This is a genomic window from Salinirubrum litoreum, from assembly GCF_020567425.1.
GTDB lineage: Archaea > Halobacteriota > Halobacteria > Halobacteriales > Haloferacaceae > Salinirubrum > Salinirubrum litoreum.
This window is the reverse complement of sequence record NZ_JAJCVJ010000002.1, coordinates 153,691-177,184: the sequence shown is the minus strand read 5'-3', so window position 1 is coordinate 177,184 and position 23,494 is coordinate 153,691. Positions and strand designations below refer to the sequence as shown.

Below are 23,494 nucleotides of genomic sequence, written 5' to 3'. Positions count from 1 at the left end.
CGCTCACCGGCCGGCGCGACTCGTCTGCATCCCTTCGGAGTTGAACGCACTCCCCAGCGACTCGCGTCCGGCGACGATCACACCCGCCGACGAGCCGGTCAACTCGCCGAACTCCTCGATAGCCGATTCGGCCGCAGTCTGCGCGTCTCTCCCGGCCTCCAGATGCCGCACCGCCCGCCGCGAGAGTGTGACGCGAGCGATGTCCTCGCCGGCACCGGTCGCGCTCGCCCCGCCGGCCGGCGCGCAGTAGAACCCTGAGCCGATCTGTGGGACGTCGCCGACTCTGCCGGCCAGCGCGAACCACCGGCCGCCCGTGGAGGTCGCGGCCGCGAACCGGTCTCCCTGCCGTGCCACCGCGCCGACCGTGTCGTGGTCGGTCGGGTCGCGCCCCTCGTCCGACTCACTCTCCGCGTTCTCACCGACACCACCGGCTTCGGTACTCCCGAAGCGACTCCGGAGCCAGTCGAGATGGTCGGTCGGGTCGTCGGTCTCCGGTGGGTCGGCGTCGGCCCACTTCTCCCGACTGCGGTCGGTCCACAGGTCCGCGTCGGTCTCGACACCGACGGACTCCGCGAACTCCAGCGCACGGTCGCCGGCGAGCAGGACGTGTGGCGTCTCGGCGCGGACCGCACGGGCGACGGTGAGCGGGTGTTCGACGCCGGCCAGTCCCGCCACTGCGCCGACCTCGCGGTCGTCGGTCATCACGCCCGCGTCGGTCCGGATGCGCCCGTCCGACTGCACCGCACCCCCGACGCCGGCGTTGAATCGCGGGGAGGATTCGAGGACGCGCACGGCCGACTCCACCGCGTCGAGCGGGTCGGACTCGTTCGCGCCCGTCGCCGCCGCCTCGTCGAGGACTGCCTGTCGTGGCTCGGGGTCGTCGGGGACGCCGCCCGCGCCGCCGTGGACGATGAGCTGCATGGCGGGAGCGACTGTCCCGCACGGCTTGAATCTCGGGGAAGGAGCAGAGTGGGCGGCTCGGACGCGGCTCCAGGGCTGTCGGAGCGAGACCGCGCGGGCGATCAGTCGGAGTGGAGCGTCCCGTGGCGGTCGGGCGTGAGGCGGTCGTGGACGCCCCGGTAGGCCTCGCGGTCGGCGACGTAGTCCGGGAACTCCTCGACCGTCCGCACCTCGTCGAGGTAGACGTACCGCACTTGCTCGGCTGGTTCGTCGCGGAACACCTGCGTCGGGCCGTCGTCCGTCTCGGCGACGAACGGGCGGCCGTCCCGGTCGATCTGTGGGGTGACGCCGAACTGGCAGTAGAGCGCGACCGCGAGCAGTGCCTGGGCGGGGCGCATCGGGCCGGTGGTCAGTTGCCACCTGCTCTCGCTGTCGGGGTACTCGACCGTGGCGACGAAGCCGTCGTCGAAGCGGAACACCTCGACCTGCTCGCCGTCGCGGTGCCAGCGCACCTCGCCGCGTGTGGCCCACGCGCGTTCCCAGTCGTCGCTCTCGGAGGTCTGGCCGACGCCGAACGGGTGGAGGGCGGTACGGACGACGCCGACCGTCCAGTCGCGTGCGGAAGCGAGCAGCGACCGGGTGCGGCGGCGTGCCCGACCGACTGCCGGAGTACGCATCGTCACCGTCTAGTCGAACGTAGGGACCGCAGGGTCATTGTCTTGACGGCGACTGTCGAGCGGTAGACAGTTCTGTGGCGGAGACAGGCGGTCGACGGGCGCAGGACGGGAAACGTTGATACCGGACGCTCCCCCACCACGAGACGATGGACCGCGTCACGGTCAGCACCGTCGTCTACACGGACCCACAGTCGGTGTACGACTTCCTCGTCGACTTCGAGCGCTACGGCGACTACACCGAGTACGTCAGACGCGTGATGGCCTCCGGCGACGGCGGGCCGGGGACGCGCTACGCGATCCAGTTCGGCTGGTGGAAGTTGACCTACACCGCCCGGTCGCGGGTCGTCGCTATCGACCCGCCGAACGAGATACAGTGGGAGATCACGAAGGACTTAGCCGCCACCGGTCGCTGGCTGGTGGAGTCGATCCCGCTCCCCGAGGACGCGCCCGACTGGGCCGAGGAGGCGACGAAGGTGACGGTCGACGTGGAGTACGATCCCGGGTCGGTGGGGCCGAGCGCGCTCGACCTGCCGCGTCTCGTCAGTCTCGACTGGGTGCTCGACAAGGTGAAACCGCGGATCGCCGAGGCCGCGACACAGGTGCTCACCCGGATCGTCACCGATCTGGAGGGGCAACCGAGAAGTCCGGCGTTGACGGTCCACCGGACGCCGGACGGCGTGGATCTGGACGAAGACGACCTGCGAGTCACGGACGACGACGGCGCGACTCGCCGGTAAGCCGGCGTCGCTCGCTCCCGCTCACCGACACTGCCGACTGCACAGCGACGCCTTCGACCGGAACCGACACTCGCAGTCGACACACTCGACGAAGCCGGCACCCGCCTCGCTGGTGACGCGGTGGTCGCCGACCGTCACCGGTCGGGGCACCTCGCGGGGCCGGATCAGCGCCGGAATCTGGCGGTCCCGGTTGTCGCTGAGGTCGGTCCGGAGTTGGATCGCCTCGACGTCGGCACGCGGCCACCGTTCGCTCTCGGTCGCGTCGGTCCAGTCGGCGACCTCGGTCCAGCCGGTGACGACGACCGGCGAGGTGGTCTCGTCGCCGACCACGACGACGAACCGGACGCCCTCGCGAACCAGCGCGAACCGCCAGCCGTCGGTGGTGTTCCACCGAAGCTGTCCCTCGGTGATCGTCTCGCGAACCGTCGGCAGGGAGACGTACCGACCGGGCTGGCGCAGTCGCTCCCGGAAGTGGTTCGTCGTGGCGTAGAGGTCCGGATCGCGCGGTGGCACGTGGCCCCTGTCTGCCGGGTCGCGTCGGGGTGTCGCCCCGCCCCGACGACCGGGTGTCGCGGGACCCTCGGGTGGTGTCCTCGCGCCGGCAGGCTGATCGGGTGTCGCACCAGCGTGGGTGCGAGAGGTGGTGAGATCGGAGTCGGTACGGGATTCGGGTGGGAACCGACCGTGGCTCGTCACTGTGTGAACGATCACCACGATCTGATAAAACTCTTTTGCCGAATTCGCCGGAACGGATCGACGTTCGTCCAGCCGCGCACTCCGATCTGTCACGAGACGACCCCCAAACGCTTACCCGCGAACCGCCCGACTTCGGAGGTATGATCACGAGCGACAGGATGGCGGTGGTGGATCGCAACGCCGCGGCGCTGGGGGTGCCACAGAAGCAACTGATGGAGTCCAGCGGGCACGCCGTCGCCCGCGAGGTGCGGTCGCTGGTCGACCCCGGCGCGAACGTGACGGTCGTCGCCGGCCGGGGCAACAACGGTGGGGACGCCTTCGTCGCGGTCAGATTCCTCGACGACTACGACGTGTCGGTTCGCCTGCTCGGCCGGCCGGAGAGCATCTCGACCGACATCGCCCGCGAGAACTGGGACGCCCTCGGGTCGGCCGAGTACGACGCCGAGTCGGTCGGTGACTCACGGGACTTCGACCTGGGCGACCCGGACCTCGTGGTCGACGCGATGCTCGGCACCGGCGTCACCGGCGCACTCCGGGAACCGGAAGCCACCGCCGCCCGTGCGATCAACGACGCCGACTGTCCGGTCCTCGCGGTCGACGTGCCCTCCGGGTTCGACGCCGACACCGGCGAGGCGGCCGGCGTCGCGGTCGACGCCGACCACGTCGTGACGTTCCACGACGCGAAACCGGGACTCGGCGACCTCGACGCGAGGGTGACGGTCGCGGACATCGGCATCCCCGAGGCCGCCGAGACGTTCGTCGGTCCCGGCGACCTCCTGCGCCTTCGACGAGATTCGACGAGTCACAAGGGCGACCACGGCGAGGTACTGGTGGTCGGTGGCGGTCCCTACACCGGCGCGCCGGCACTCGCGGCGCAGGCCGCCCTGCGGGGCGGTGCCGACCTCGCGCGGGTCGCCTGCCCCCAGTCGGTCGCTCGGGAACTCCAGGGGTACAGCGAGAACTTGATCGTTCGACCGTTCGCCGGCGATCACCTCGCGCCCGACGCGGTGGAGCACCTCCTCGAACTGGCTCGTGAGCACGACACGGTCGTCCTCGGACCGGGTCTCGGTGCCGCCGACGACTCGCTGGACGCGGTCCGTGCGTTCCTGACGGACTACGAGGGGCGAGCGGTCGTGGACGCCGACGCCCTCTCGGTCGTCCCCGAGGTCGAGACCGACGCCGACCTGCTCTGTACCCCGCATCAGGGCGAACTCAGAAAGATGGGCGGGCCGGAGGCGAGTGACTGGCGGGAGCGTGCCGACCTGGTCCGGGAGTTCGCCCGCGAACTCGGCCACGTCCTGCTGGTGAAGGGTGCCTACGACGTGATCTCGGACGGCGACCGGGTCAGGGTGGGTCGGACCGGCAACCCCGGCATGACGGTCGGCGGGACCGGCGACGTGCTGGCGGGCGTGACGGGCGCACTCGCGGCCACCCAGCCGAGTCTCGACGCGGCCGCCATCGGCGCGTACGTCAACGGTCGGGCCGGCGACCTGGTCGCCGAGGAGTCGGGCTACGGCATGGTGGCGACCGACCTGCTGGATCGAGTGCCGGAAGCGATGTGGGGTGAGCGATGACCGACGCTGGTGACCAGCGAGAGGGACAGTCGGGCGACGCCGAGGACCTCACTCACACCGATTCGGACGGAAACGTCCAGATGGTCGACGTGGGCGACAAGCCGGACACCGCCCGCCGGGCGGAGGCACGCGGGGAGATCCGCCTGCGGGAGTCGACCGTCGGGGCGATCCGTGACGACGAGATCGGGAAAGGTGACGTGCTGGCGACCGCCCGGATCGGCGCGATTCAGGCGGTCAAACACACCTGGGAGACGATCCCGATGTGTCACCAGATCCCGATCACGAACGTCGAGACCGACTTCGACCTCGGCGACGACCGGATCGAACTGACCGTCGCGGTCGAGACGACCGGCAAGACCGGGTGTGAGATGGAGGCGCTGGAGGGCGTCACGACCGGCCTGAACACGGTCTGGGACATGATGAAGGCCGTCGAGAAGGACGCCGACGGTCAGTATCCGGCGACCGGGATTCGTGACGTACGCGTGGTGGCGAAGGAGAAGCGGCGACTCGACTGACGGCGCGGTCGCCCAGCACCCGGGAGACCGGTCGCTGGAAGCGTGATCGCCGCGTAGAAGTTGGAATGCTCGGTACGGGATTTGAACCCGTGTCGGTGGCTCGAAAGGCCAGCATGATTGGCCGGGCTACACCAACCGAGCGCACTCTCACGTCTGCGCTCTCGATTTATAAATACTGTCTTTCGCCGTCGCGTCGGGAGTCGGTGACACGGCGGGTGTGGTCGCGGGGAGCGAGCCTCACCCGTCGACCGACGGCTTACTCGCCCTCGAACTCGGGGTCGCGGTCGCCGATGAAGGCCGTGATGCCCTCCATCAGGTCGTCCGTGTTGTAGAGCGCGCCGAACGCCTGCGCCTCGATCTCCAGGCCGGCGTCGGTGTCGTGGCGGCCGGCGAGCATCGCGCGCTTGGTGTACCGCTGTGCGATCGGCGGGCCGCCGGCGAGTTTCTGCGCCATCGCCATGGCCTCTTCCTGCAACTCGTTGTTGCCGACGACCTCGTTGACGAAGCCGTAGTCGGCCATCTCCTCGGCGCTGTAGCGGTCGGCGGTGTAGATGATCTCCTTCGCGCGCCCCTCGCCGACGATGTTCGGGAGTCGCTGGGTGCCGCCCCACCCCGGCAGGAGGCCGAGGTTGTGCTCCGGCTGGCCGAGCTGGGAGCGCTCGCTGGCGATCCGGAGGTCGGCACACATCGAGAGCTCCATCCCGCCGCCGAGACAGTAGCCGTCGATGCCGGCGACGACCGGCATGTCGCAGGTCTCCAGTTTGCCGAACGTCTGTTGGCCCGTCCGGGAGAGTTCGACGGCCGCGATCGGGTCCGCGCCGCCGGCGGCCATGCTCTGGACGTCCGCGCCGGCCGAGAACGCCTTCTCGCCCTCGCCGGTGAGCAGGATCGAACGCACCTCGTCGTCGTCGGCCAGCGCGTCGATGGCCGAGTCGAGGTCGTCCAGCAGGTCGGCCGAGATGGTGTTCATCCGGTGCGGTCGGTCGAGGACGACGTGGCCGACGCGCCCCTCGTACTCGACGCGGATCGTGTCGAACTCCATCGTCTCCTCGCTCTCGTCGTCCGCCGATCCGTGGAACGTGTCCCCGGACTCGGCCAGTTCACGCAGGTAGTCGACCGCCTCGTAGCGGTCCTCGCCCGTCTCCTCGTGGAGGTCGTCGAGCGTCTCGACGAGCGTCTCCAGGCCGGCGTCGTCGGCCATCCGCGCCGGGCCGTTCGGGAAGCCGGCACCGAGCATGACCGCCTCGTCGATGGCGTCGGCGTCGGCCACGTCGTTCTGGATCAGGCCGGCGACCTCGTTCGCGGTGACGGCGAGCAGACGGTACTTCACGTCCTCTCTCGCTTGGTCGGTCGGCACGTCCGCGCCGCCGTCCTCGTAGTCGTAGAATCCCTTGCCGGTCTTCTTGCCGAGGTGCTCGTTCTCTAGTTTCTCCTGGGAGAGCGGACACGGCCTGTAGGCCTCGCCCAGCACGTCGTGCATGTATTCGAGGACGTGCTGGCCGACGTCCAGCCCGACTTGGTCGGTGAGTTCGAACAGTCCCATCGGGAGGCCGATGTCGAACTTCGCCGTCGAGTCGACCTCCGCGATGGTGGCTTCGTCCTCGTAGACCATCCACGCCGCCTCGTTCATCAGCGGGACGAGGATGCGGTTGACGATGAAGCCGGGGCTGTCCTTGCGGACGCGAACCGGCGTCTTGCCCATCGCCTCCGCGAGGTCTTCGATCAGGTCCAGCGTCTCGTCGCTGGAGTGGTCTCCGGCGATGACCTCGACCAACTGCATCCGCACGGGCGGGTTGAAGAAGTGCATCCCGCAGAACTGCTCGGGGCGGTCGGTCACTTCCGACAGTTCCGTGATCGAGAGACTGGAGGTGTTCGTGGCGAAGATGGCGTGGTCGGGTGCGTTCGCCTCCACGTCGGCGTACACGTCCTTCTTGATCTCCATCTTCTCGGGGACCGCCTCGATGATCACGTCGACGTTCGAGACCGCCTCGCCGAGGTCGACCAGCGGCGTCACGCGGTCGAGGGCGGCGTCGGCCTCGTCCTCACTGATCTGCTCTTTCTCGGCGAGTTTGCCGAGGCTCCACTCGATCTGCTCGTAGCCGTTCTGGACGAACTCCTCTTTGATGTCCCGGAGGTTCACGTCGTACCCGGCGAGCGCGGCGACCTCTGCGATGCCGTGGCCCATGTTTCCGGCACCGAGCACGGCGATGGTCTCGACCTCGTCTAGTTCCATGCGCGAACCGTCGGATGCTCGTGGTTTCAACGTTTCCCTCTCCGAGGCTGACAACTGTCTGGCCGTTCATTCTCGGTTGTTCGTGCAGAACCGAGTGTTCGCCGCCGAACCGTGTTTCACCCGGCTGGCTCGCCGGCTATCGAGACCGCCCGACACGAGAAACGGTTTTCGAGTTGTCGAGACCGACGACTGCCACGGCAGCGAGGGGGGATCGGTCGCGCCACCCAGAACGCTGATACGCCGACGGCGCGTGCCGAGAGACGTGGCCGACGCACACGACTTCCTCCGGACGACAGACCTCGCACCACTCGTCGAGACACACGGCGAACTGACGGTCGAACCGGCCGACGACTTCTTCCAGCGATTCGTCACCTCCATCGTCAGCCAGCAGGTGTCGACGGCTTCGGCGCGGGCCATCGAGGAGCGACTGTTCGACGCGGTCGAGGTGACGCCCGAGGGAGTTCTCGCGGCCGACGAGTCGGTCCTCCGGGACGCCGGTCTGTCGGGACAGAAGGTCCGCTACGTCAGGAACGTCGCCGAGGCGTTTCGGGAGCACGGCTACTCGCAGACGTACTTCGCGGAGATGGACGACGACGCGGTCGTGGCGGAGTTGACCGAGATCACCGGCGTCGGGCAGTGGACCGCGGAGATGCAACTCATGTTCTCGCTCGGTCGAGCGGACGTCTTCCCGGTCGGCGACCTCGGTATCAGGAAGGGGATGCGGGAACTGTACGGCGACATCTCCCGGGACGAGATGGTCGACCGGAGTGCGGCGTGGGCACCGTACCGGAGCTACGCGAGTCGCTACCTGTGGCGGCTGACCGACGACTGAGGGGCGGACCGGTCACTGTAGCGAACAGGCGACACGCGGGGTCGTGTAGCGGTGTGTCGCACGACCGCAGGGCGCTACACGTCGACCGGTCAGGACACGGCGTCGGTGGTCCCGGTATCACAGAAAAGTCCTCGTATCGAAGCAGTGACTGGCTCGGCGGAGTGTCGGCCTACTCCTCTTCGAGCATCTCGCCTTCCTTGTCGGGGTTTCGCGTGTCCGAGTCGGCCTTCCGACGGACGTCGACGCGGTAGTGTTCGAGGATGTCCCGACCGAGCAGCAGGGGGTACTCCATGTGGCCGCGGTCCTCGACGCTCGCGGTGACAGTGTGCTGGTCGCCGCCGATGCCGATCACGAGGTCCACGACCGGTCGGGCCTTCCCGCCCTTGACGCTCCCGGACTTGACGCGGGTCATGCTCTTGATCGGCCCGGCACCGATCTCTGCGGCGAGACTCGTGTCGATGCTCGTCCGGGTCGCGCCGGTGTCGGATTTCGCGTACACCTGTTCTGAGCCGCTGGTACCGGAGACCACCACGTCCTCGATGTAGCCGACGATGGGCGCGTCCTCGCGTTCCGGGCGGTCGATGCGCGGCTTGCAGGACGGGGTGGAGTCGTCCAGCGAGTTGGCGAGTGCCTCGACGCGGTCTTGGTCGACCTCGCCCTCGACGCGTTCGATGGCGGCCTTGGCGATGTACGGCGCGGGACTCGTCCCCGTCGCTTCGTAGAGCCCCTTGAACCCGGCGGTCGGGTTGACTTCGAGGACGAACCAGCCGTCCTCGCCCTCCACGAGGTCCACTCCCGCGTAGTCGAGGCCCATCACGTCGGCGGCGTAGAGTGCGGTCTCGGAGGCCTCCTCGGGCATCTCGTCGGTCGCGTCGTCGACTGCACCGCCGAGTGCGACGTTCGTCCGCCAGTCGCCCTCGGGCGCGTAGCGGTACATCGCGCCGATGATCTCGCCGTCGACGATGTAGACGCGCAGGTCGCGGTGTTTCGAGGAGTCGCGTTCGATGAGATCCTGCAAGAAGGCCTGCCGGTTGCCGACCTTCGGGTTCACGGGTTCGGTGAGGTCCACCTTCCACGTCCCGCCGCCGTGGGTCCCGATGGCGGTCTTGTAGACGCCGACGTCGCCGAAGCGTTCTCTCCCCTGGTTCAGTCGCTCGTTCGAGAGCGCGAGGAGTGCGTCGGGTACCTGGATGTTCCAGTTCGCCAGCGTCGCGGCCGTGGCGAACTTGTGGATGGCCGTCAGGACGGCGTCCGGTTCGTTCATCATCGGCCGGATGCGGTTGAACGTCGTCGCGAGGCCGAGCAGTTCGGCCGGTTCCTCGGTGTTCGACAGCAGGAGGCGGTTGGCGATGATGTCGACCTCTGGTTCGACGGTCAACTCCGAGTCTTCGACGCTGATGGCCGTGTTCTCCCGGCGGAGCCAGACCGGTTCGTGACCGAGGTCCTCGACCGCGTTCAGGATCGCTTTCGTCTCTTTGCTGTTGTGTAGGCTCAACACCCCGACTCGCACCGGCTCGTCTCCAGACATTCCTGTTCGAGGCTTCACGGACGATTTTGAAAGGTATGCCGGTTTCCGAAGTCTCGGGTCGTCGAATCCTCCGGCTCGCCGAACACTTCGCCTCGCTGAGAGGCTCGCCCCGTCGGTGGGCCATTTAAATACCGTCGCCCCGGAACGTCGCTCATGGCCGACGACGCGACCTTCACCTACAACGGGGGGAAGGTCGATCCGGGCGAGACGCAGAACATCCGGTACGGGATCAGCGAGACGTATCTCGGTGATCCGGTCCGCATCCCCGTGACGATCATCAACGGGGCACGGGAGGGACCGACCGTCTTCCTCTCGGCGGCCGCCCACGGCGACGAACTGAACGGCATCGAGGTGGTCCGCGAGGTAGCCCACGAGTGGAACCTGGACGACCTCGCCGGCACGCTGGTCTGTATGCCGGTGTTGAACGTCCCCGGCTTCCTCGCCCAACAGCGCTACCTGCCGATCTACGACCGCGACCTGAACCGATCGTTCCCCGGGCACGAGACCTCCACCAGCGCGAAGCGGATGGCCTACCGCATCTTCCACAACTTCGTCGAACCCTGCGACTTCGGGCTGGACTTCCACACCTCCACGCGCGGCCGAACGAACACGCTCCACGTTCGCGCCGACATGAGCGACCCCGAGGTGGCTCGTCTCGCACAGGCGTTCGGGACGAACATCATCCTCGACGGCGCCGGCCCGGACGGCACCCTGCGCGGCGAGGCGACTCGACGCGGGACACCGACCATCACCATCGAGATGGGTGAGGCCCACCGGTTCCAGCGGGAACTGATCGACGAGGCACTCGCGGGCGTAGAGAGCGTCTTCGCCGAGTACGGACTCCAAGAGACACCCACGGTTCGGTGGCCCGGTTGGCGGACGATCATCACCGACGATCAGGAGAAGACGTGGATTCGCGCCGACGCGGGCGGTATCGTCGACATGCACCACGACGTCGGCTCGCTGGTCGAGGCCGGCGACCGCATCTGCACGCTGACGAACCCCTTCAAGGACGACAACGTCACGGTCGAGGCACCCTTCACGGGCCTGCTCGTCGGTGTGCTGGAGAATCCGGTCGTCTACCCCGGCAACCCGCTGTGTCACCTCGTCGAACTCGACGAGCGCGTCCGGCGCGTGGTCGAGCGTCAGCAGTCGCCGCAGTCGGACGGCGGCGTCTGAGCGAGGCGGAGGGTCGCGTCACACCCGACGAATCGGAGAGAATCGCCGGGAGTCGGCGTCCCGTTCGCTGACACACGTAACTTCTATACCACCCCGGTCCGGAACGTGCCGTATGAGTCAGTCTTACAACCGTGGGCTGGTCGAGGACTTCGGACGCTGGCGGGAGTTCTCGGCCGGCATGTGGGCGTGGATCTTCCACAAGTTCACCGGCTGGGTGCTCGTGGGCTATCTGTTCACCCACATCGCCGTCCTCTCGACCGCGCTGTCGGGCGGGGACGCCTACACCGCGACGATCAGCACGCTCGAGAGCCTGCTGATCGTCCGCATCCTCGAAGTCGGTCTACTCGCGGTGGCGATGTTCCACATCCTGAACGGACTTCGCCTCCTGCTCGTGGACCTCGGTATCGGCCTCGAATCGCAGGACAAGAGCTTCTACGCCTCGCTGGTGTTGACGGGTGCGATCGTCGTCGCCAGTGTCCCGACGTTCCTCGCCGGGGTGAGCCTCTGATGGCGGAACGCTACTCCTCGTTCGAGACCGGCGGGCGGCGGTGGCTCTGGCAGCGCATCACGGCGGCGTTCCTCGTCGTCGTGCTCGCGTTCCACTTCTTCCTCCTGCACTTCGTCCACCACGCGGCGGACGTGACGTTCGCCATGAGTGCAGGCCGGATGGAGACGCTGAGCTACTACTCGCTGATGGTGCTGTTCCTCGTCACCGCGACGTTCCACGGCGTCAACGGCGTCTACAACGCACTGATCAACCAGGGCCTGTCGGGCCAGCGCAAGACCGCGATCAAGTGGGTGCTGGTCGCCGCCAGCGCCCTGCTGATCGTGCAGGGGATCCGCACCGCGAACGCCTGGGCCGGACTGCCGACCTTCTAACATGAGCACGCAAGTACCCGAGTCGAAAGAGCAGACCGAATCGGAACCGGAGACGAAGCCCGTCTCGCAGGGCAAGCAGAAGCGCGACCAGAAGAAGCGCGAGCGCCGAGAGCGCGAGGCCGCCGAGGCGGAAGAGCAGTCGCAGAAGGAGGAGGCCGCGAAACTCGCCGAGGACAGCTACCACCTGAAGGTGTTCCGCTACGACCCCGAAGTGGAGGGGAAACAGGAACCCCGGTTCGACGACTTCCACGTCCCCTACAAGCAGGGGATGACCGTGCTGGACGCGCTCATCTACGCCCGCGACGAGTACGACTCCTCGCTCACCTTCCGGCACTCCTGCCGGCAGGCGATCTGTGGCTCGGACGCGATGTTCGTCAACGGCAGCCAGAAACTCTGCTGTAAGACGCAGTTGTCGGACCTCTCGGAACCGGTCCGCGTGGAACCGCTCCCGCACGCCGAGGTCGTGAAGGACCTCGTCGTGGACATGGAGCACTTCTACGACCAGATGGAGGCGGTCGAGCCGTACTTCCAGACGAACGACCTGCCTGAGGGTGAACTCGAAGAACAGCGCCAGACGCGGGAGAACCGCGAGAAGGTGAAGATGTCCACCCGGTGTATCTGGTGTGGCGCGTGCATGTCCTCGTGTAACATCGCGGCCGGCAACAACGACTACCTCGGCCCGGCGGCCATCAACAAGGCCTACCGCTTCGCCATGGACGAACGCGAGGGCGAAGAGATGAAACAACACCGACTGGAGATCATCGAGCGCGAGAACGGGGTCTGGCGCTGTCAGACGCAGTTCTCCTGTACCGAGGTCTGTCCGAAGGACATCCCGCTGACCGAGCACATCCAGGAACTGAAGCGGGAAGCGGTGAAGAACAATCTGAAGTTCTGGTAGGTCGGCACCGTCGCCGACATCCGACTCGATTTGTCGTTCCGGTGTCCGTCCTGGCAAAGGACCCGACACGAAAGAGGGTGAGTCTCAAGTACCCCCAGTCCTAACCACGGATAGAACCAGTCTATCATGTACGAACACGACGTCATCGTGGTCGGCGCGGGGGGCGCTGGCCTCAGAGCCGCAATCGCGGCACAGGAAGAGGGTGCGGACGTGGCCATCGTCTCGAAGCTCCACCCGGTCCGGTCACACACCGGAGCGGCGGAGGGTGGCATCAACGCCGCGCTCCGGGAGGGCGACTCCTGGGAGTCGCACGCCTACGACACGATGAAGGGGTCGGACTACCTCGGCGACGCCCCGGCCATCGAGACGCTCGCACAGGACAGCCCCGAGGAGGTCATCCAACTCGAACACTGGGGGATGGCGTTCTCGCGCGACGACGACGGCCGGGTGAGCCAGCGTCCGTTCGGCGGTCTGTCGTTCCCGCGAACCACCTACGCCGGTGCCGAGACCGGCCACCAACTGCTCCACACGATGTACGAGCAGTTGGTGAAGCGCGGCATCGAGGTGTACGACGAGTGGTACGTCTCCAACCTCGCGGTCTCCGACGAGGAGAACCCGGAGGAGCGCACCTGTCACGGCGTCGTCGCCTACGACATCCAGTCCGGCGAGGTCGAGGGCTTCCGCGCCCGGAAGGGTGTCGTGCTGGCGACCGGCGGTCTGGGCCAGGTGTACGACCACACGACGAACGCGGTCGCCAACACCGGCGACGGCGTGGCGATGGCCTACCGCGCCGGCGTCCCCATCGAGGACATGGAGTTCATCCAGTTCCACCCGACGACGCTCCCCTCGACCGGCGTGCTCATCACCGAGGGTGTGCGCGGAGAGGGCGGCATCCTCTACAACAGCGAGGGCGAGCGGTTCATGTTCGAACACGGCTACGCGAACAACGCCGGCGAACTCGCCTCGCGTGACGTGGTCTCCCGCGCCGAGTTGACCGAGGTCAACGAGGGCAGAGGGATCGAGGACGAGTACGTCCACCTCGACATGCGCCACCTCGGCGAGGAGCGCATCGTCGACCGCCTGGAGAACATCGTCCACCTCTCGGAGGACTTCGAGGGCGTCGATCCCCTCGAAGCGCCGATGCCGGTCAAGCCCGGCCAGCACTACGCGATGGGCGGCGTCGAGACCGACGAGAACGGCGAGACCTGCGTCTCGGGGCTGTACGCCGCCGGCGAGTGTGCCTGCGCGTCGGTTCACGGCTCGAACCGCCTCGGCGGCAACGCCCTGCCGGAACTGATCGTCTTCGGCGCGCGCGCCGGCCACCACGCCGCCGGGCGCGACCTGGGCGAGGCGAAGATCGAGACCGGCAAGCGCGGCGAGTACGAGGTCGGCGAAGTCGACACGCCGGTCTCGCCCGGCGAGGTCGGCCTCGGGAGTCCGTCCGGCGACGCGGTCGCCGACGGCGGCGAGAAAGCGGCGGACGGCGGTGCGGTCGCCGCCACGGGCGAGGAGATCGTCCAGCGCGCGCTGGACCGCGAGCGTGCCCGCGTCGACCGCCTGCTGAACACCGACGGCGTCAACCACTCCGAGATCCGGTCGGACGTCCAGCAGTCGATGACACGGTACGTGAACGTCTTCCGCGAGGAGGGGGGCCTGAAGGAGGCGCTCCGCGACATCCGGGAGGCCCGGGAGCGCTACCAGGAGGTCGGCGTCTCCGACCCCTCGCGGACGTTCAACACCGACCTGATCCACACCATCGAGACGCGGAACATCCTCGACCTCGCGGAGGCCATCACCCTCGGCGCACTGGCCCGCGACGAGTTCCGCGGTGCCCACTGGCGGAAGGAGCACCAGGAGCGGAAGGACGACTCGTGGCTCAAACACACGATGCTGTCGTGGAACGACGGCGAACCGGAGCTCTGGTTCCGGCCGGTCATCCTCGAAGGCGAGGGGAAGACCTACGAACCGAAGGTCCGGAGCTACTGAGTCCCCCGGTTCGTGGCCGACTCCCCCCGCCGCTCTGTGCCCGACGCTTCCGACCGCTCTGTGCCCGACTCCTCCCGCCCCGGCGCAGATCACGACTCGCTGACCGTTCTCCGCGCGCTGATCGAGATGAGCCGCCCCGACCAGCTACTGCTGATGGTGCTGCTGTACGCGACCGGCGTGCTCGTCGCGGTGGTCGCGGGGGCGACCCTCGACCCCCTCTCCGCCCTCGTCGGGTTCCTCCTCTTCTCGCCGGTCGCCGTCAGCGTCCACTACGCGAACGAGTACGCCGACTACGAGACCGACCACCTGACGACCCGGACACCCTTCTCCGGCGGGAGCGGCGCACTCGTGCGGACCGGCCTCCCACGACGACTCGCACTGCGGGCGGCCGTCGCCGCCCTCGTGCTCGCCGCCGTGGCGGTGGGAGTCGTCGCAGGGATCGAACTCTGGGCGACCGGCCGCGTCACGACCGTGCCGGACGCGAAGGCGCTCGGCCTCCTCGCACTGATCGCCGTCCTCGGCTGGCAGTACTCGCTCCCGCCGCTGGCGCTTGCGTGGCACGGCTGGGGCGAACTCGACAACGCCCTGCTCGGCGGTGTGCTCCTGCCGGTGTACGGCGTGGCGGTCGCGGGCGAGGTGACGGTCGCGTCGGTGCTGGCGTTTCTCCCGTTCGGCTGTGTGGTCTTCGTCAACCTGCTGGCGACGACCTGGCCCGACCGCGCGGCCGACGCGGCGGTCGGGAAGGCGACGCTGGCGACCCGCCTGTCGGCCGGTCGACTCCGGTGGCTCTACGCCGGCGGACTCCTCGCGGGTGGGGTGTCGATGGCGGCGGTCCACGGCGGGCCGGTGCCGGCGGTCGTCTGCTGGGCGAGTCTGCTCGCCGCCCCGTTCCTGCTGTGGGGCCTCCTGGCGTACACCCGGCGTCGGTCGCCGTTTCCGACGGTCGCCGGGATGGTCCTACTCGCCGGTGCGCAGTTCGCCGGGTGGGTCGTCGCCGGTCTGTAGCACAGCTCTCGCCGCCCCGAGGCCCCGACAGAGCCGGCGACGCCCTGGACCGGGTCGGAGACAACCAACGATTATTTGCTCGTCGCTCGCGTAGCGACGAGTGGAAGGGTGGCTCAGTGGTAGAGCAGCACCGCCGTCCGTGCGCGGTGGTACTTTCTGGCTTCGCGTGGTTCGACTCCCGCCCCTTCCACTCACGCTCGACGCCACTCGTCGACGAGGACTCGCAGCGAGCGTCGGGGACGACACCGTGTCGATCCCCGATCACGACGACGGTCGAAAATCGGCCGCGCTCGGGGTCGACTCTCACGTCGACTGGCGACGCCCGGCGGGGGCGATTTCCCCGCCAGCGACCGTCTGTTTAGAGGTTTACTCGATTGCGAGTATTTCGACGACTGTTGTAGACGGGTTTTATTATCGTCGAACAGTTGGTGTCCAGTACGACAATGCAACAGGCACGACGGACACACCAGACTGCGGTTCCCGACGGTCTCGAATCGCCACGGGCGAAACTCGTCTATCTCTACCTCTCGACGCACGACGGGGCGACCGTCACCGAACTGCAGGACGGACTGTCGATGAAGAAGATCACGCTGTTCAGCATCCTGAAGACGCTTCGCGGGCGCGGACTCGTCGGGCAGGACCGCGACCGGTACGTCGTCGCGTCCTGAGCGGCTCTCACGGGGCGAGTGTCGGTCAGGTGTTTCTCGGAGAGCGGGCTTGCCGCACGTCGGCACCGTCGCGGACCATATCCTCGCAGTTCGGACAGACTCGTGGCTCCTCGACCTCCTCGGGTGTGAACACCCGCGCGTACGCTCTCGTCACGAACGAGCCACAGTTCTGGCATTCCGGCATGGGTCGTGATGGACTAATCGATTGACATAAACTTTGTGTCGACACGCACGCTCGGTGCGGACTCGCCTGCGACTCACAGCAGACTCACCGCGATGCCGACCACGAACAGCGCGAACAGCAGGGCGATCACCGCGAGGAAGAATCGGTCCGATCCGGTCATACGTCGACTACTCCCGCCAGTGACCTAACGGTCACGCCGTCGTATCGCCGGGACCGACCACCTCCCGGAGCACGACCCGAGTGCGTACCGGGTGGGTCACGCGCCACGCGGCGCGCCGGTCGTGTCGCCGCCGACTCAGGCGACACAGGCCCCCGCTCGCGACAGGGCGGCCCGCGCGTCCGAGACGAACAGGTCGGCGTCCGCAGTCCGGGCGTCGCCGTAGGCGGTCGCCGCGTCCGCGTAACTGGCCGCCGCGTCGGCGAAGGCTCCGGTGTAACACGCGAGGTCGGTCACGAGCGACGCGAACGCGCCCGGCGCGGGCCGGGCAGTGAGTCGGCGTTCGGCCCGGCGGAACCGGTCGGCGACGACCCGGAACCGGAACGCTGCCGTCCCGAACTGCTCGTCGTCCAGCGTCGCGAGCGCGTCCGCGAAGTCGTCACGCTCCGAGAGCGTCGTCGTGTACCCCGCCCGGAGTGCGTCGGCCGCCTCCAGTTCGTCGGCGAGTCGGTCGACTTTCCGGCGGGCCTGTTCAAGAGACACGTCCGCGACCAGTTCGGTCACGCTCCGCGAGAGCCGACTTCCGGTCCGCACGACCGCGTCGTAGCCCGCCTCGGCGCGGTCGACGGCGTCGGTCAACGCGTCCAACTCCCGGCGTGCGCTGCTGTCGGGTCCCTCGAAGGTCCGTGCGGCGACACGGCGTGCCGACCGCAGACAGGCGACGTAGGCCGGGACCGTCTCGACGACCGCCCGGAAGAACGCGAGCCACGTCCGGAGGCGCTGGATCGTGGTCCGCTCGTCGGGTGTCGGCGGCGGGTCGGCCGCGTCGACGGCGTCCAGTTCTCGGCTCGCGGCCGCGAGCGACCGGGTGATCGGTGCCGGATCGAACATCGTCGTCCCGGCCGTCACTGCCCCGGCGAACCCCCCGTCGCCGTACGAGCGGTAGTCCGCGACCGCCGCGTCGATCAGCGACTGGGCGGTCTCGATGCGCTCTGCGACGGTCGGCCGCGGCGTCGTCGGTTCTTCGGTCGGTTCCTCTGTCGGAGACGCGGTGGTCGTCGGAGACGTGGACGTCTCGGTGCGAGTCGTGGTCTCCGCGTCGGTGGTGGTCGGGGTCTCGGTCGGAACGACCGCGTCGCTGCATCCGGCGGTGAGCGCAGCGAGTGCCGCGAGAAGTGATCTGCGAAACATATCCGGCGAGCGTCACGTCGGTCTGTCGTCGGTTCGGTGTCGTAGATCAGGCCGCAGAGTGGCTGCTCCGGTCCTGGTCGGCGTCGCTCCCGTCACCGCTGTCGGCGTCGTCCGGGACGAGCATATCCGGATGCCGGCGGGACCGTGGCGTCTCGATGAACCGTTTGATACGCGCTTTCTCCCCGTTCGTTGGCTCCCCAACCATATCCGAACAAAACCATAGGACAGGGAAAAGCACACTGGCTGAATTCTCAGGGTGGTCGGAAGCCAGGGACGGGATTTGAACCCGTGAAGTCTCGATTACAAGTCGAGTGCATGAACCGCCCATGCTCCCCTGGCGCGGTTTCGGCTACTCACCCCTCCGTTGTTACGTTGTCGCTTTCGGTCCGCTTCTCCAACTCGACGCGGTGAGGGCGATAGCCCGCCCGCTCGTAGAATCGCCGGGCCGAGTCGTTGCCCGCCATGACCTCCAGTGCGACCGTGTCCGCGCCGTCCTCGGCGAGTCGCGTCTCGGCCGCCTCCAACAGGGCGGTGCCGACGCCCTCGTCTCGCCGTCCGGCGACGACGTAGAGGTTGTGGACGATACCCCGTGTCACGTCCTGTTCGTAGCTCCCGGCTTCGGGACCGAACATCACGAACCCGACGACGTCGGGGTCGCGGGCGACGAGTAAGCCGCCGGTGATGAGGTGTCGCGAGATGGCGTCGGTGATCGCCCCCCGGTTCGCCTCACTCCGGAGGTGTGAGCCGTGGCTTCGCTGGCCTCGCGCGAGCGACACCCAGAGGTCGGCGACCGTCTCGGTCTCCTCCATCGTCGGCGGTTCGATCTCCATTCGCTGTCCGCCGGTCGGTCCGCAGACGGGATAAAACCCGCCGTCGGGTGCGGGATCGAATCGCCGTGATATTTCTTTCGGCCATCGGGACCACGATGCCAGCGTTCCGAGCTCCGTCGTTCTCCGAAAACCGCACGACGCGGGTCGGCTCGGACGCCACGAGACGGCAGTGCTCACAGTCGGGCCGGAACGAAGGTTTATTTACCGTGGTAGGGTCGTAAGTACGTTGTGAACAGCAGACATGGGAGTGAGTGATACATACACGCGGGGGCGGGAGATGGTCGTCGAGCGACCGATGGCGGTCGTCGTCGGCGCTGTCGGCGTTCTCGTCCTCTTGGACCTCGCCAGACAGCTCGCCACCGGGTCGATGGCGGTCTCCAGACTGCTGACCCTGTTGACCGACGGGATCGTCGTCGGGCTGGCGGTCGGGCTCGCCGGCATCGGGTTGTCCATGACGTACAGCATCCTGAATTTCGCCAACTTCGGCCACGGCGACTACGTGACGAGCGGCGCGTTCACCGGCTGGGCGGTCGCGTACATCGTCGCCGGCATCGGGACCGTCTCCTTCGGCGACCTCGTCCTGATCGAAGCGAACAACATCGGCCTCAACATCAGCCAGTCGCCGGTCGCCGTCCTCCTGGGGTTGGTCGCGGCGGGCGTCGGCACCATCGCGCTGTCGCTCGTCTTGGACCGGGTGGTCTACCGGCCGATGCGTGACTCGGACGGCATCTCGTTGTTGATCGCCAGCATCGGTGTCGCGCTGGCGCTCCGGTACCTGATCGCGTTCGTCTGGAAGACCGGCACGAAGGGTGTCACGGCCAGTCCGGCGAAGATCGACCTCGCGGGCGTCACCTTCACGAGCCACGAACTGACGCTGGTGTTCGGGTCGGCTGGGTTGATGCTCGGCGTCCACCTCCTGCTCCAGCGGACGAAACTGGGGAAGGCGATGCGCGCGATGGCCGACAACAAGAGCCTCGCCCGCGTCACCGGCATCCCGACCGAGCGCGTCATCCGGATGACGTGGATCATCGGCGGCGGCCTGACCGGCATCGCGGGCTACCTGCTCGTCTTGGAACGCGGGACGATGTCGTTCAGCTTCGGGTGGGTGCTGCTCCTCCTGATCTTCGCGGCGGTCATCCTCGGCGGCATCGGCTCCATCTACGGCGCGATGGCCGGCGGCCTGATCATCGGCGTCGTCGACGCGATGTCGATCATCTGGCTCCCGTCGGGGCTGACGCGGGCGGCGGCGTTCCTCATCCTGATCGTCGTGCTCCTGATCAAACCCGAAGGGCTGTTCGGGGGGGTGAAGACAGCATGAGCGCCGAACAGGAGGGAATCGGCGCGCGGATCGAGTCGCTGTTCGGCGGGAACGACTTCCTGATGGTCGTCGCCGCGATGGCGTTCATCTACGCCTGCTTCCTCGCCGTGACGATCGCCATCGGCCTGAACACCGTCGGGACGGTCAACACCCTGCGGAACGTGACGTTCTTCGTCGCCGCCTACGCGATGCTGGTGCTCGCGCTGAACCTCCACTGGGGGTACACCGGGCTGTTCAACATCGGCGTCGCGGGCTTCATGGCGGTCGGCGTCTACACGATGGGCATCCTGACCGCACCGCCCGGCGGGACGCCGCCGGGACTCGGTCTCCCGCTGTGGGTCGGCATCATCGGCGGGATGCTCGGTGCGGCCATCGTCGGCGGCATCGCGGCGCTGCCGGCACTGCGACTCGAAGCCGACTACCTCGCCATCGTGACGGTGGCGTTCTCCGAGATCATCCGCCTCGCGGTGAACTCCAACACCTTACAGGAGTTCACGATTCTGGGGACGACCCTCGGCACCGGCGGCGGGCGCGGCATCTCGTACCCGCGCCCGTCCGAGCCGATCCGGGCCGTCTTCTACCAGGACCCGAGCAGTCCGGCGTCGGCGACGACACCGCTCGGGGAGTCGATATTCACGTTCTTCGAGGGGTTCGGCATCACGTCGAGCGTGGTGGTCGACAGCGTCTACACGGTGGCGATCATCCTCGTCGCGCTCCTCTTCTACTGGCTCCTCACTCGGATCGGCAACTCGCCGTTCGGCCGGGTGTTGAAGGCGATCCGCGAGGACGAACTCGTCGCCTCCTCGCTCGGGAAGGACACGCGCCTGTTCAAGATCAAGGCGTTCATGGTCGGCTGTGCGCTGATGGGGCTGGGCGGGATCCTGTGGCTCGGTGCCTCCGGGTTCGTGAACCCCCTCTCCTTCCGGCCGAACATCACCTTCTACATCTTCATCGCACTGATCATCGGCGGTGCCGGGTCGAACACCGGCGCGGTGCTCGGCGGCGCGGTGTTCTCCGCGCTCCTGTTCCTCCTGCCGCAGTTGATCAACCAGAACGCGGGGCAGTTCATCGAACGCGGCGTGACGCCCGACACCATCGTCGGCGCACTCGCGCCGATCGCCAGCGCGGACCTGCTCCCGCTGGTCGCCTACGCGGTGGAGAACATGGCCTCGCTCCGGTTCGTCGTCGTCGGCCTCCTGTTGATCTACCTGATGCAGAACCGGCCGGAGGGCCTGCTCGGCCACCGGTCCGAGGTCGCCTCGGCTGTCGATCTCTCGGAGCGCACGAGCCGACCGGCGGATGCTCGGCCGGCGACAGACGGAGGTGAGACCGATGAGTGACGCCGTGACCGATCCGGAGACCGACGCCCGCGACGAACCGCCGGTGGAGTCGGCCGACGCGGAGGCGGCCTCCGAGACGACCGGGGCACCGGACACGCCGCTACGCGTCGAGAACCTGCGGAAGGAGTTCGGCGGTATCACCGCAGTCGACGGCGCGACGTTCGCGGTCGAGCGCGGGTCGCTGACCGGGCTGATCGGGCCGAACGGGGCCGGGAAGTCCACGACGTTCAACTGTATCACGGGCGTCCACGACCCGACGGCCGGCAACGTCTACTTCGAGGGCGAGGACATCACGGGACTGCGGCCGGACCAGATCGCCAACGAGGGGCTGGTGCGGACGTTCCAGATCGCCCGCGAACTGGAGGAGATGACCGTGCTGGAGAACATGATGCTCGCGCCGCGCGGGCAACTCGGCGAGTCGCTGTACCGGTCGGTGACGCCGGGACTGCGCAGTGGGGTCCGCGAGCAGGAGGAAGAACTCCGCGAACGTGTCTGGGAGACCCTCGAACTGTTCGAGATCGACCACCTCGCGGAGGAGGAAGCGGGCAACCTCTCCGGCGGGCAGCGGAAACTGCTGGAGATGGCCCGCGTGCTGATGACGGACCCGGAGATGGTCCTGCTGGACGAACCGCTGGCGGGCGTGAACCCGTCGCTGGAGAAGAAACTGCTGGAACGGGTCCACGAACTCCGCGACGAGGGGTACACGTTCCTGCTGGTGGAACACGACATGGACGTGATCATGAACAACTGCGAACACATCATCGTCATGCACCAGGGACAGGTGCTGGCGGAGGGCGACGCGAGCGACATCCGGAGCAACGACCAGGTGATCGAGGCCTACCTCGGTGAGAACGTATGAGTACCGACGACCACGCAGAGAGTACGGAGACGACCGACGCGGAGACCACTCCCACGGCGGGAGCGAGCACCGACGCGAGTGCGGTGACGGGCGACCTCCTGCGCGTGCAGGGGTTGGACGCCGGCTACGGCGAACTCCAGATCCTCGACGGCGTCGATCTGGACGTCGACAGCGGGGAGTACGTCACCATCGTCGGCCCGAACGGGGCCGGCAAGTCGACGGTGATGAAGTCGGTGTTCGGCCTGACGACCTACATGGGCGGGTCGATCACGTTCGACGGCGAGGAGATCTCCGGGGAGAACCCCGAGGAGATCATCCACCACGGACTGGGCTACGTCCCGCAGAACGAGAACGTCTTCAGTTCGCTCACGGTTCGGGAGAACCTGGAGATGGGCGCGTACATCTTGGACGAGGTGCCACAGGACCGCCTGAACGAGGTGTTCGAGCGGTTCCCGATCCTGGAGGAGCGCCAACAGCAGAAGGCCGGCACCCTGTCGGGCGGCCAGCGTCAGATGCTGGCGATGGGCCGGGCGCTGATGCTCGATCCGAAACTGCTGATGCTGGACGAACCCTCGGCCGGGCTCGCGCCCGATCTGGTGGACGACATGTTCGACCGGATCGACGAGATCAACGAGTCGGGGACGGCGGTGTTGATGGTCGAGCAGAACGCGAAGGAGGCGCTCCGGCGCTGTGACCGTGGCTACGTGCTGGTGCAGGGCGGGAACCGGTACATGGACGACGGCGACGTGTTGCTCCACGACGAGGAAGTTCGCCAAGAGTTCCTCGGTGGGTGAAGGTACGGCACTCGGTCTCGGATCTTCTCGGTTGGTGTTTTGGTGGTGTTCTCGGGTTCGTGATGTTCGACTTAGGGAGGTGTTTTCAGGTCGGTGTTGGAGCGCGTGACTCGGTTGTCTCGGGGTGTCTCGCTGGGGATTCGATAGGGAGAGTACTGCGAACCACAGACCGCGACAGCACTGCTACTCGATTTGGCACATCTCTGACACGACCGCGACAGCACAAGCAACCACGACCGCAACAGCGACAACACAGCTACTCGTGCGAGCGCGAGGAACCGCCACCGCACAGCAACCGCACCACAATTGGAATACCCACAAGCCTCCCCAGCCGACTGCGTTGTCGTCGGGCGACACGGGAGTCGCCCGACTACTGGCGAGACCTCCGGTCTCGCTCTGCTCACGTGGCGCGCCCACAAGGGGCGCGCCGGACTGCGCTACTCATCCACCGTCAGAGGCAAGCTCTGACGAGCCTTCGTTCGGTCCCCTCACTAAGACCTCGCACGCGTTTCTC

Annotated in this window: 24 protein-coding genes and 3 tRNA genes; 16 read left to right on the top strand and 11 right to left on the bottom strand. The window is 67.5% G+C overall.

Annotated elements, in window-relative coordinates; genetic code table 11:
- Positions 1 to 3: 3 nt before the first annotated feature.
- Together LI337_RS09550 and LI337_RS09545 are read right to left on the bottom strand one after the other, a co-directional pair.
- Complete coding sequence (locus tag LI337_RS09550; RefSeq protein ID WP_227229617.1) at positions 4 to 921, bottom strand: isoaspartyl peptidase/L-asparaginase; 918 nt, start codon at positions 919 to 921, stop codon at positions 4 to 6.
- Between the two features lie 101 nt (positions 922 to 1,022).
- Positions 1,023 to 1,577, bottom strand: coding sequence for a hypothetical protein (locus LI337_RS09545; protein ID WP_227229616.1), 555 nt, complete (start codon positions 1,575 to 1,577; stop codon positions 1,023 to 1,025).
- 146 nt (positions 1,578 to 1,723) lie between these two features.
- Between LI337_RS09545 and LI337_RS09540 the strand changes: the two genes are divergently transcribed.
- Positions 1,724 to 2,314, top strand: a complete 591-nt coding sequence (locus tag LI337_RS09540) for a type II toxin-antitoxin system RatA family toxin (RefSeq protein ID WP_227229615.1) — start codon at positions 1,724 to 1,726, stop codon at positions 2,312 to 2,314.
- Positions 2,315 to 2,335: 21 nt separating this feature from the next.
- On the opposite strand, the gene LI337_RS09535 is transcribed toward LI337_RS09540, so the two are convergent.
- Positions 2,336 to 3,010: a 1,4-alpha-glucan-branching protein gene (locus LI337_RS09535; RefSeq protein WP_227229614.1), complete on the bottom strand. Its 675-nt coding sequence runs from the start codon at positions 3,008 to 3,010 to the stop codon at positions 2,336 to 2,338.
- 140 nt (positions 3,011 to 3,150) lie between these two features.
- Between LI337_RS09535 and LI337_RS09530 the strand changes: the two genes are divergently transcribed.
- Together LI337_RS09530 and moaC are read left to right on the top strand one after the other, a co-directional pair.
- Complete coding sequence (locus LI337_RS09530) at positions 3,151 to 4,584, top strand: NAD(P)H-hydrate dehydratase (RefSeq protein WP_227229613.1); 1,434 nt, start codon at positions 3,151 to 3,153, stop codon at positions 4,582 to 4,584.
- Entirely contained in the window at positions 4,581 to 5,099 is a 519-nt protein-coding gene (gene moaC, locus LI337_RS09525; protein WP_227229612.1) for a cyclic pyranopterin monophosphate synthase MoaC, read from the top strand. The genes LI337_RS09530 and moaC overlap by 4 nt, the downstream gene beginning before the upstream one ends.
- Before the next feature lie 66 nt (positions 5,100 to 5,165).
- On the opposite strand, the gene LI337_RS09520 is transcribed toward moaC, so the two are convergent.
- Together LI337_RS09520 and LI337_RS09515 are read right to left on the bottom strand one after the other, a co-directional pair.
- Positions 5,166 to 5,240, bottom strand: a tRNA-Glu gene (locus LI337_RS09520).
- A gap of 115 nt (positions 5,241 to 5,355) precedes the next feature.
- Positions 5,356 to 7,332, bottom strand: coding sequence for a 3-hydroxyacyl-CoA dehydrogenase/enoyl-CoA hydratase family protein (locus LI337_RS09515; RefSeq protein ID WP_227229611.1), 1,977 nt, complete (start codon positions 7,330 to 7,332; stop codon positions 5,356 to 5,358).
- A 262-nt stretch (positions 7,333 to 7,594) separates the two neighbouring features.
- Between LI337_RS09515 and LI337_RS09510 the strand changes: the two genes are divergently transcribed.
- Positions 7,595 to 8,164 carry a DNA-3-methyladenine glycosylase family protein gene (locus LI337_RS09510; RefSeq protein WP_227229610.1) on the top strand — a complete coding sequence of 190 codons (570 nt, stop codon included), beginning with the start codon at positions 7,595 to 7,597 and terminating at the stop codon, positions 8,162 to 8,164.
- 169 nt (positions 8,165 to 8,333) lie between these two features.
- Here the strand turns inward: LI337_RS09510 and LI337_RS09505 are convergent, their stop codons facing one another.
- Entirely contained in the window at positions 8,334 to 9,692 is a 1,359-nt protein-coding gene (locus tag LI337_RS09505) for a putative ATP-dependent zinc protease (RefSeq protein WP_227229609.1), read from the bottom strand.
- A gap of 153 nt (positions 9,693 to 9,845) precedes the next feature.
- Between LI337_RS09505 and LI337_RS09500 the strand changes: the two genes are divergently transcribed.
- From LI337_RS09500 to LI337_RS09465, 8 genes are all read left to right on the top strand, one after another.
- Positions 9,846 to 10,871 (top strand): succinylglutamate desuccinylase/aspartoacylase family protein, encoded by a 1,026-nt coding sequence (locus tag LI337_RS09500; RefSeq protein WP_227229608.1) that lies wholly within the window; start codon positions 9,846 to 9,848, stop codon positions 10,869 to 10,871.
- A 112-nt stretch (positions 10,872 to 10,983) separates the two neighbouring features.
- A complete protein-coding gene (sdhC, locus tag LI337_RS09495; RefSeq protein WP_227229607.1) occupies positions 10,984 to 11,379 on the top strand; it encodes a succinate dehydrogenase, cytochrome b556 subunit in 396 nt (131 codons plus the stop codon).
- The gene (locus LI337_RS09490; RefSeq protein ID WP_227229606.1) at positions 11,379 to 11,750 is read left to right on the top strand and encodes a succinate dehydrogenase hydrophobic membrane anchor subunit; all 372 of its coding nucleotides are present in this window, start codon (positions 11,379 to 11,381) and stop codon (positions 11,748 to 11,750) included. The genes sdhC and LI337_RS09490 overlap by 1 nt, the downstream gene beginning before the upstream one ends.
- Before the next feature lies 1 nt (position 11,751).
- On the top strand, positions 11,752 to 12,648 hold the full coding sequence (locus LI337_RS09485) for a succinate dehydrogenase/fumarate reductase iron-sulfur subunit (protein WP_227229605.1): 897 nt from the start codon (positions 11,752 to 11,754) through the stop codon (positions 12,646 to 12,648).
- A gap of 126 nt (positions 12,649 to 12,774) precedes the next feature.
- Positions 12,775 to 14,634, top strand: a complete 1,860-nt coding sequence (locus tag LI337_RS09480) for an FAD-binding protein (RefSeq protein ID WP_227229604.1) — start codon at positions 12,775 to 12,777, stop codon at positions 14,632 to 14,634.
- Between the two features lie 60 nt (positions 14,635 to 14,694).
- Positions 14,695 to 15,639 (top strand): prenyltransferase, encoded by a 945-nt coding sequence (locus LI337_RS09475; protein ID WP_227229603.1) that lies wholly within the window; start codon positions 14,695 to 14,697, stop codon positions 15,637 to 15,639.
- Between the two features lie 102 nt (positions 15,640 to 15,741).
- Positions 15,742 to 15,829, top strand: a tRNA-OTHER gene (locus LI337_RS09470).
- A 253-nt stretch (positions 15,830 to 16,082) separates the two neighbouring features.
- Positions 16,083 to 16,307, top strand: coding sequence for a helix-turn-helix domain-containing protein (locus tag LI337_RS09465; RefSeq protein ID WP_227229602.1), 225 nt, complete (start codon positions 16,083 to 16,085; stop codon positions 16,305 to 16,307).
- Positions 16,308 to 16,332: 25 nt separating this feature from the next.
- On the opposite strand, the gene LI337_RS09460 is transcribed toward LI337_RS09465, so the two are convergent.
- The 5 genes from LI337_RS09460 to LI337_RS09440 all read right to left on the bottom strand — a co-directional run bounded on the left by LI337_RS09460 (position 16,333) and on the right by LI337_RS09440 (position 18,669).
- Complete coding sequence (locus LI337_RS09460; RefSeq protein ID WP_227229601.1) at positions 16,333 to 16,491, bottom strand: DUF7563 family protein; 159 nt, start codon at positions 16,489 to 16,491, stop codon at positions 16,333 to 16,335.
- Positions 16,492 to 16,786: 295 nt separating this feature from the next.
- The gene (locus LI337_RS09455; RefSeq protein ID WP_227229600.1) at positions 16,787 to 17,839 is read right to left on the bottom strand and encodes a hypothetical protein; all 1,053 of its coding nucleotides are present in this window, start codon (positions 17,837 to 17,839) and stop codon (positions 16,787 to 16,789) included.
- 46 nt (positions 17,840 to 17,885) lie between these two features.
- Positions 17,886 to 18,044, bottom strand: coding sequence for a hypothetical protein (locus tag LI337_RS09450; RefSeq protein ID WP_227229599.1), 159 nt, complete (start codon positions 18,042 to 18,044; stop codon positions 17,886 to 17,888).
- Between the two features lie 60 nt (positions 18,045 to 18,104).
- Positions 18,105 to 18,178 (bottom strand) — tRNA-Thr (locus tag LI337_RS09445).
- A 14-nt stretch (positions 18,179 to 18,192) separates the two neighbouring features.
- Positions 18,193 to 18,669 carry a GNAT family N-acetyltransferase gene (locus tag LI337_RS09440; RefSeq protein ID WP_227229598.1) on the bottom strand — a complete coding sequence of 159 codons (477 nt, stop codon included), beginning with the start codon at positions 18,667 to 18,669 and terminating at the stop codon, positions 18,193 to 18,195.
- Positions 18,670 to 18,910: 241 nt separating this feature from the next.
- Here LI337_RS09440 and LI337_RS09435 point away from each other — a divergent pair, with 241 nt between their 5' ends.
- Genes LI337_RS09435 through LI337_RS09420 form a run of 4 tightly spaced genes read left to right on the top strand, consistent with a single transcriptional unit; the run spans position 18,911 to position 22,980 of the window.
- Complete coding sequence (locus LI337_RS09435) at positions 18,911 to 19,987, top strand: branched-chain amino acid ABC transporter permease (RefSeq protein ID WP_227229597.1); 1,077 nt, start codon at positions 18,911 to 18,913, stop codon at positions 19,985 to 19,987.
- Entirely contained in the window at positions 19,984 to 21,327 is a 1,344-nt protein-coding gene (locus tag LI337_RS09430) for a branched-chain amino acid ABC transporter permease (RefSeq protein ID WP_227229596.1), read from the top strand. Before LI337_RS09435 ends, LI337_RS09430 begins: the two co-directional genes overlap by 4 nt.
- On the top strand, positions 21,320 to 22,186 hold the full coding sequence (locus LI337_RS09425) for an ABC transporter ATP-binding protein (RefSeq protein WP_227229595.1): 867 nt from the start codon (positions 21,320 to 21,322) through the stop codon (positions 22,184 to 22,186). Before LI337_RS09430 ends, LI337_RS09425 begins: the two co-directional genes overlap by 8 nt.
- The gene (locus LI337_RS09420) at positions 22,183 to 22,980 is read left to right on the top strand and encodes an ABC transporter ATP-binding protein (protein WP_227229594.1); all 798 of its coding nucleotides are present in this window, start codon (positions 22,183 to 22,185) and stop codon (positions 22,978 to 22,980) included. The genes LI337_RS09425 and LI337_RS09420 overlap by 4 nt, the downstream gene beginning before the upstream one ends.
- Positions 22,981 to 23,494 lie beyond the last annotated feature (514 nt).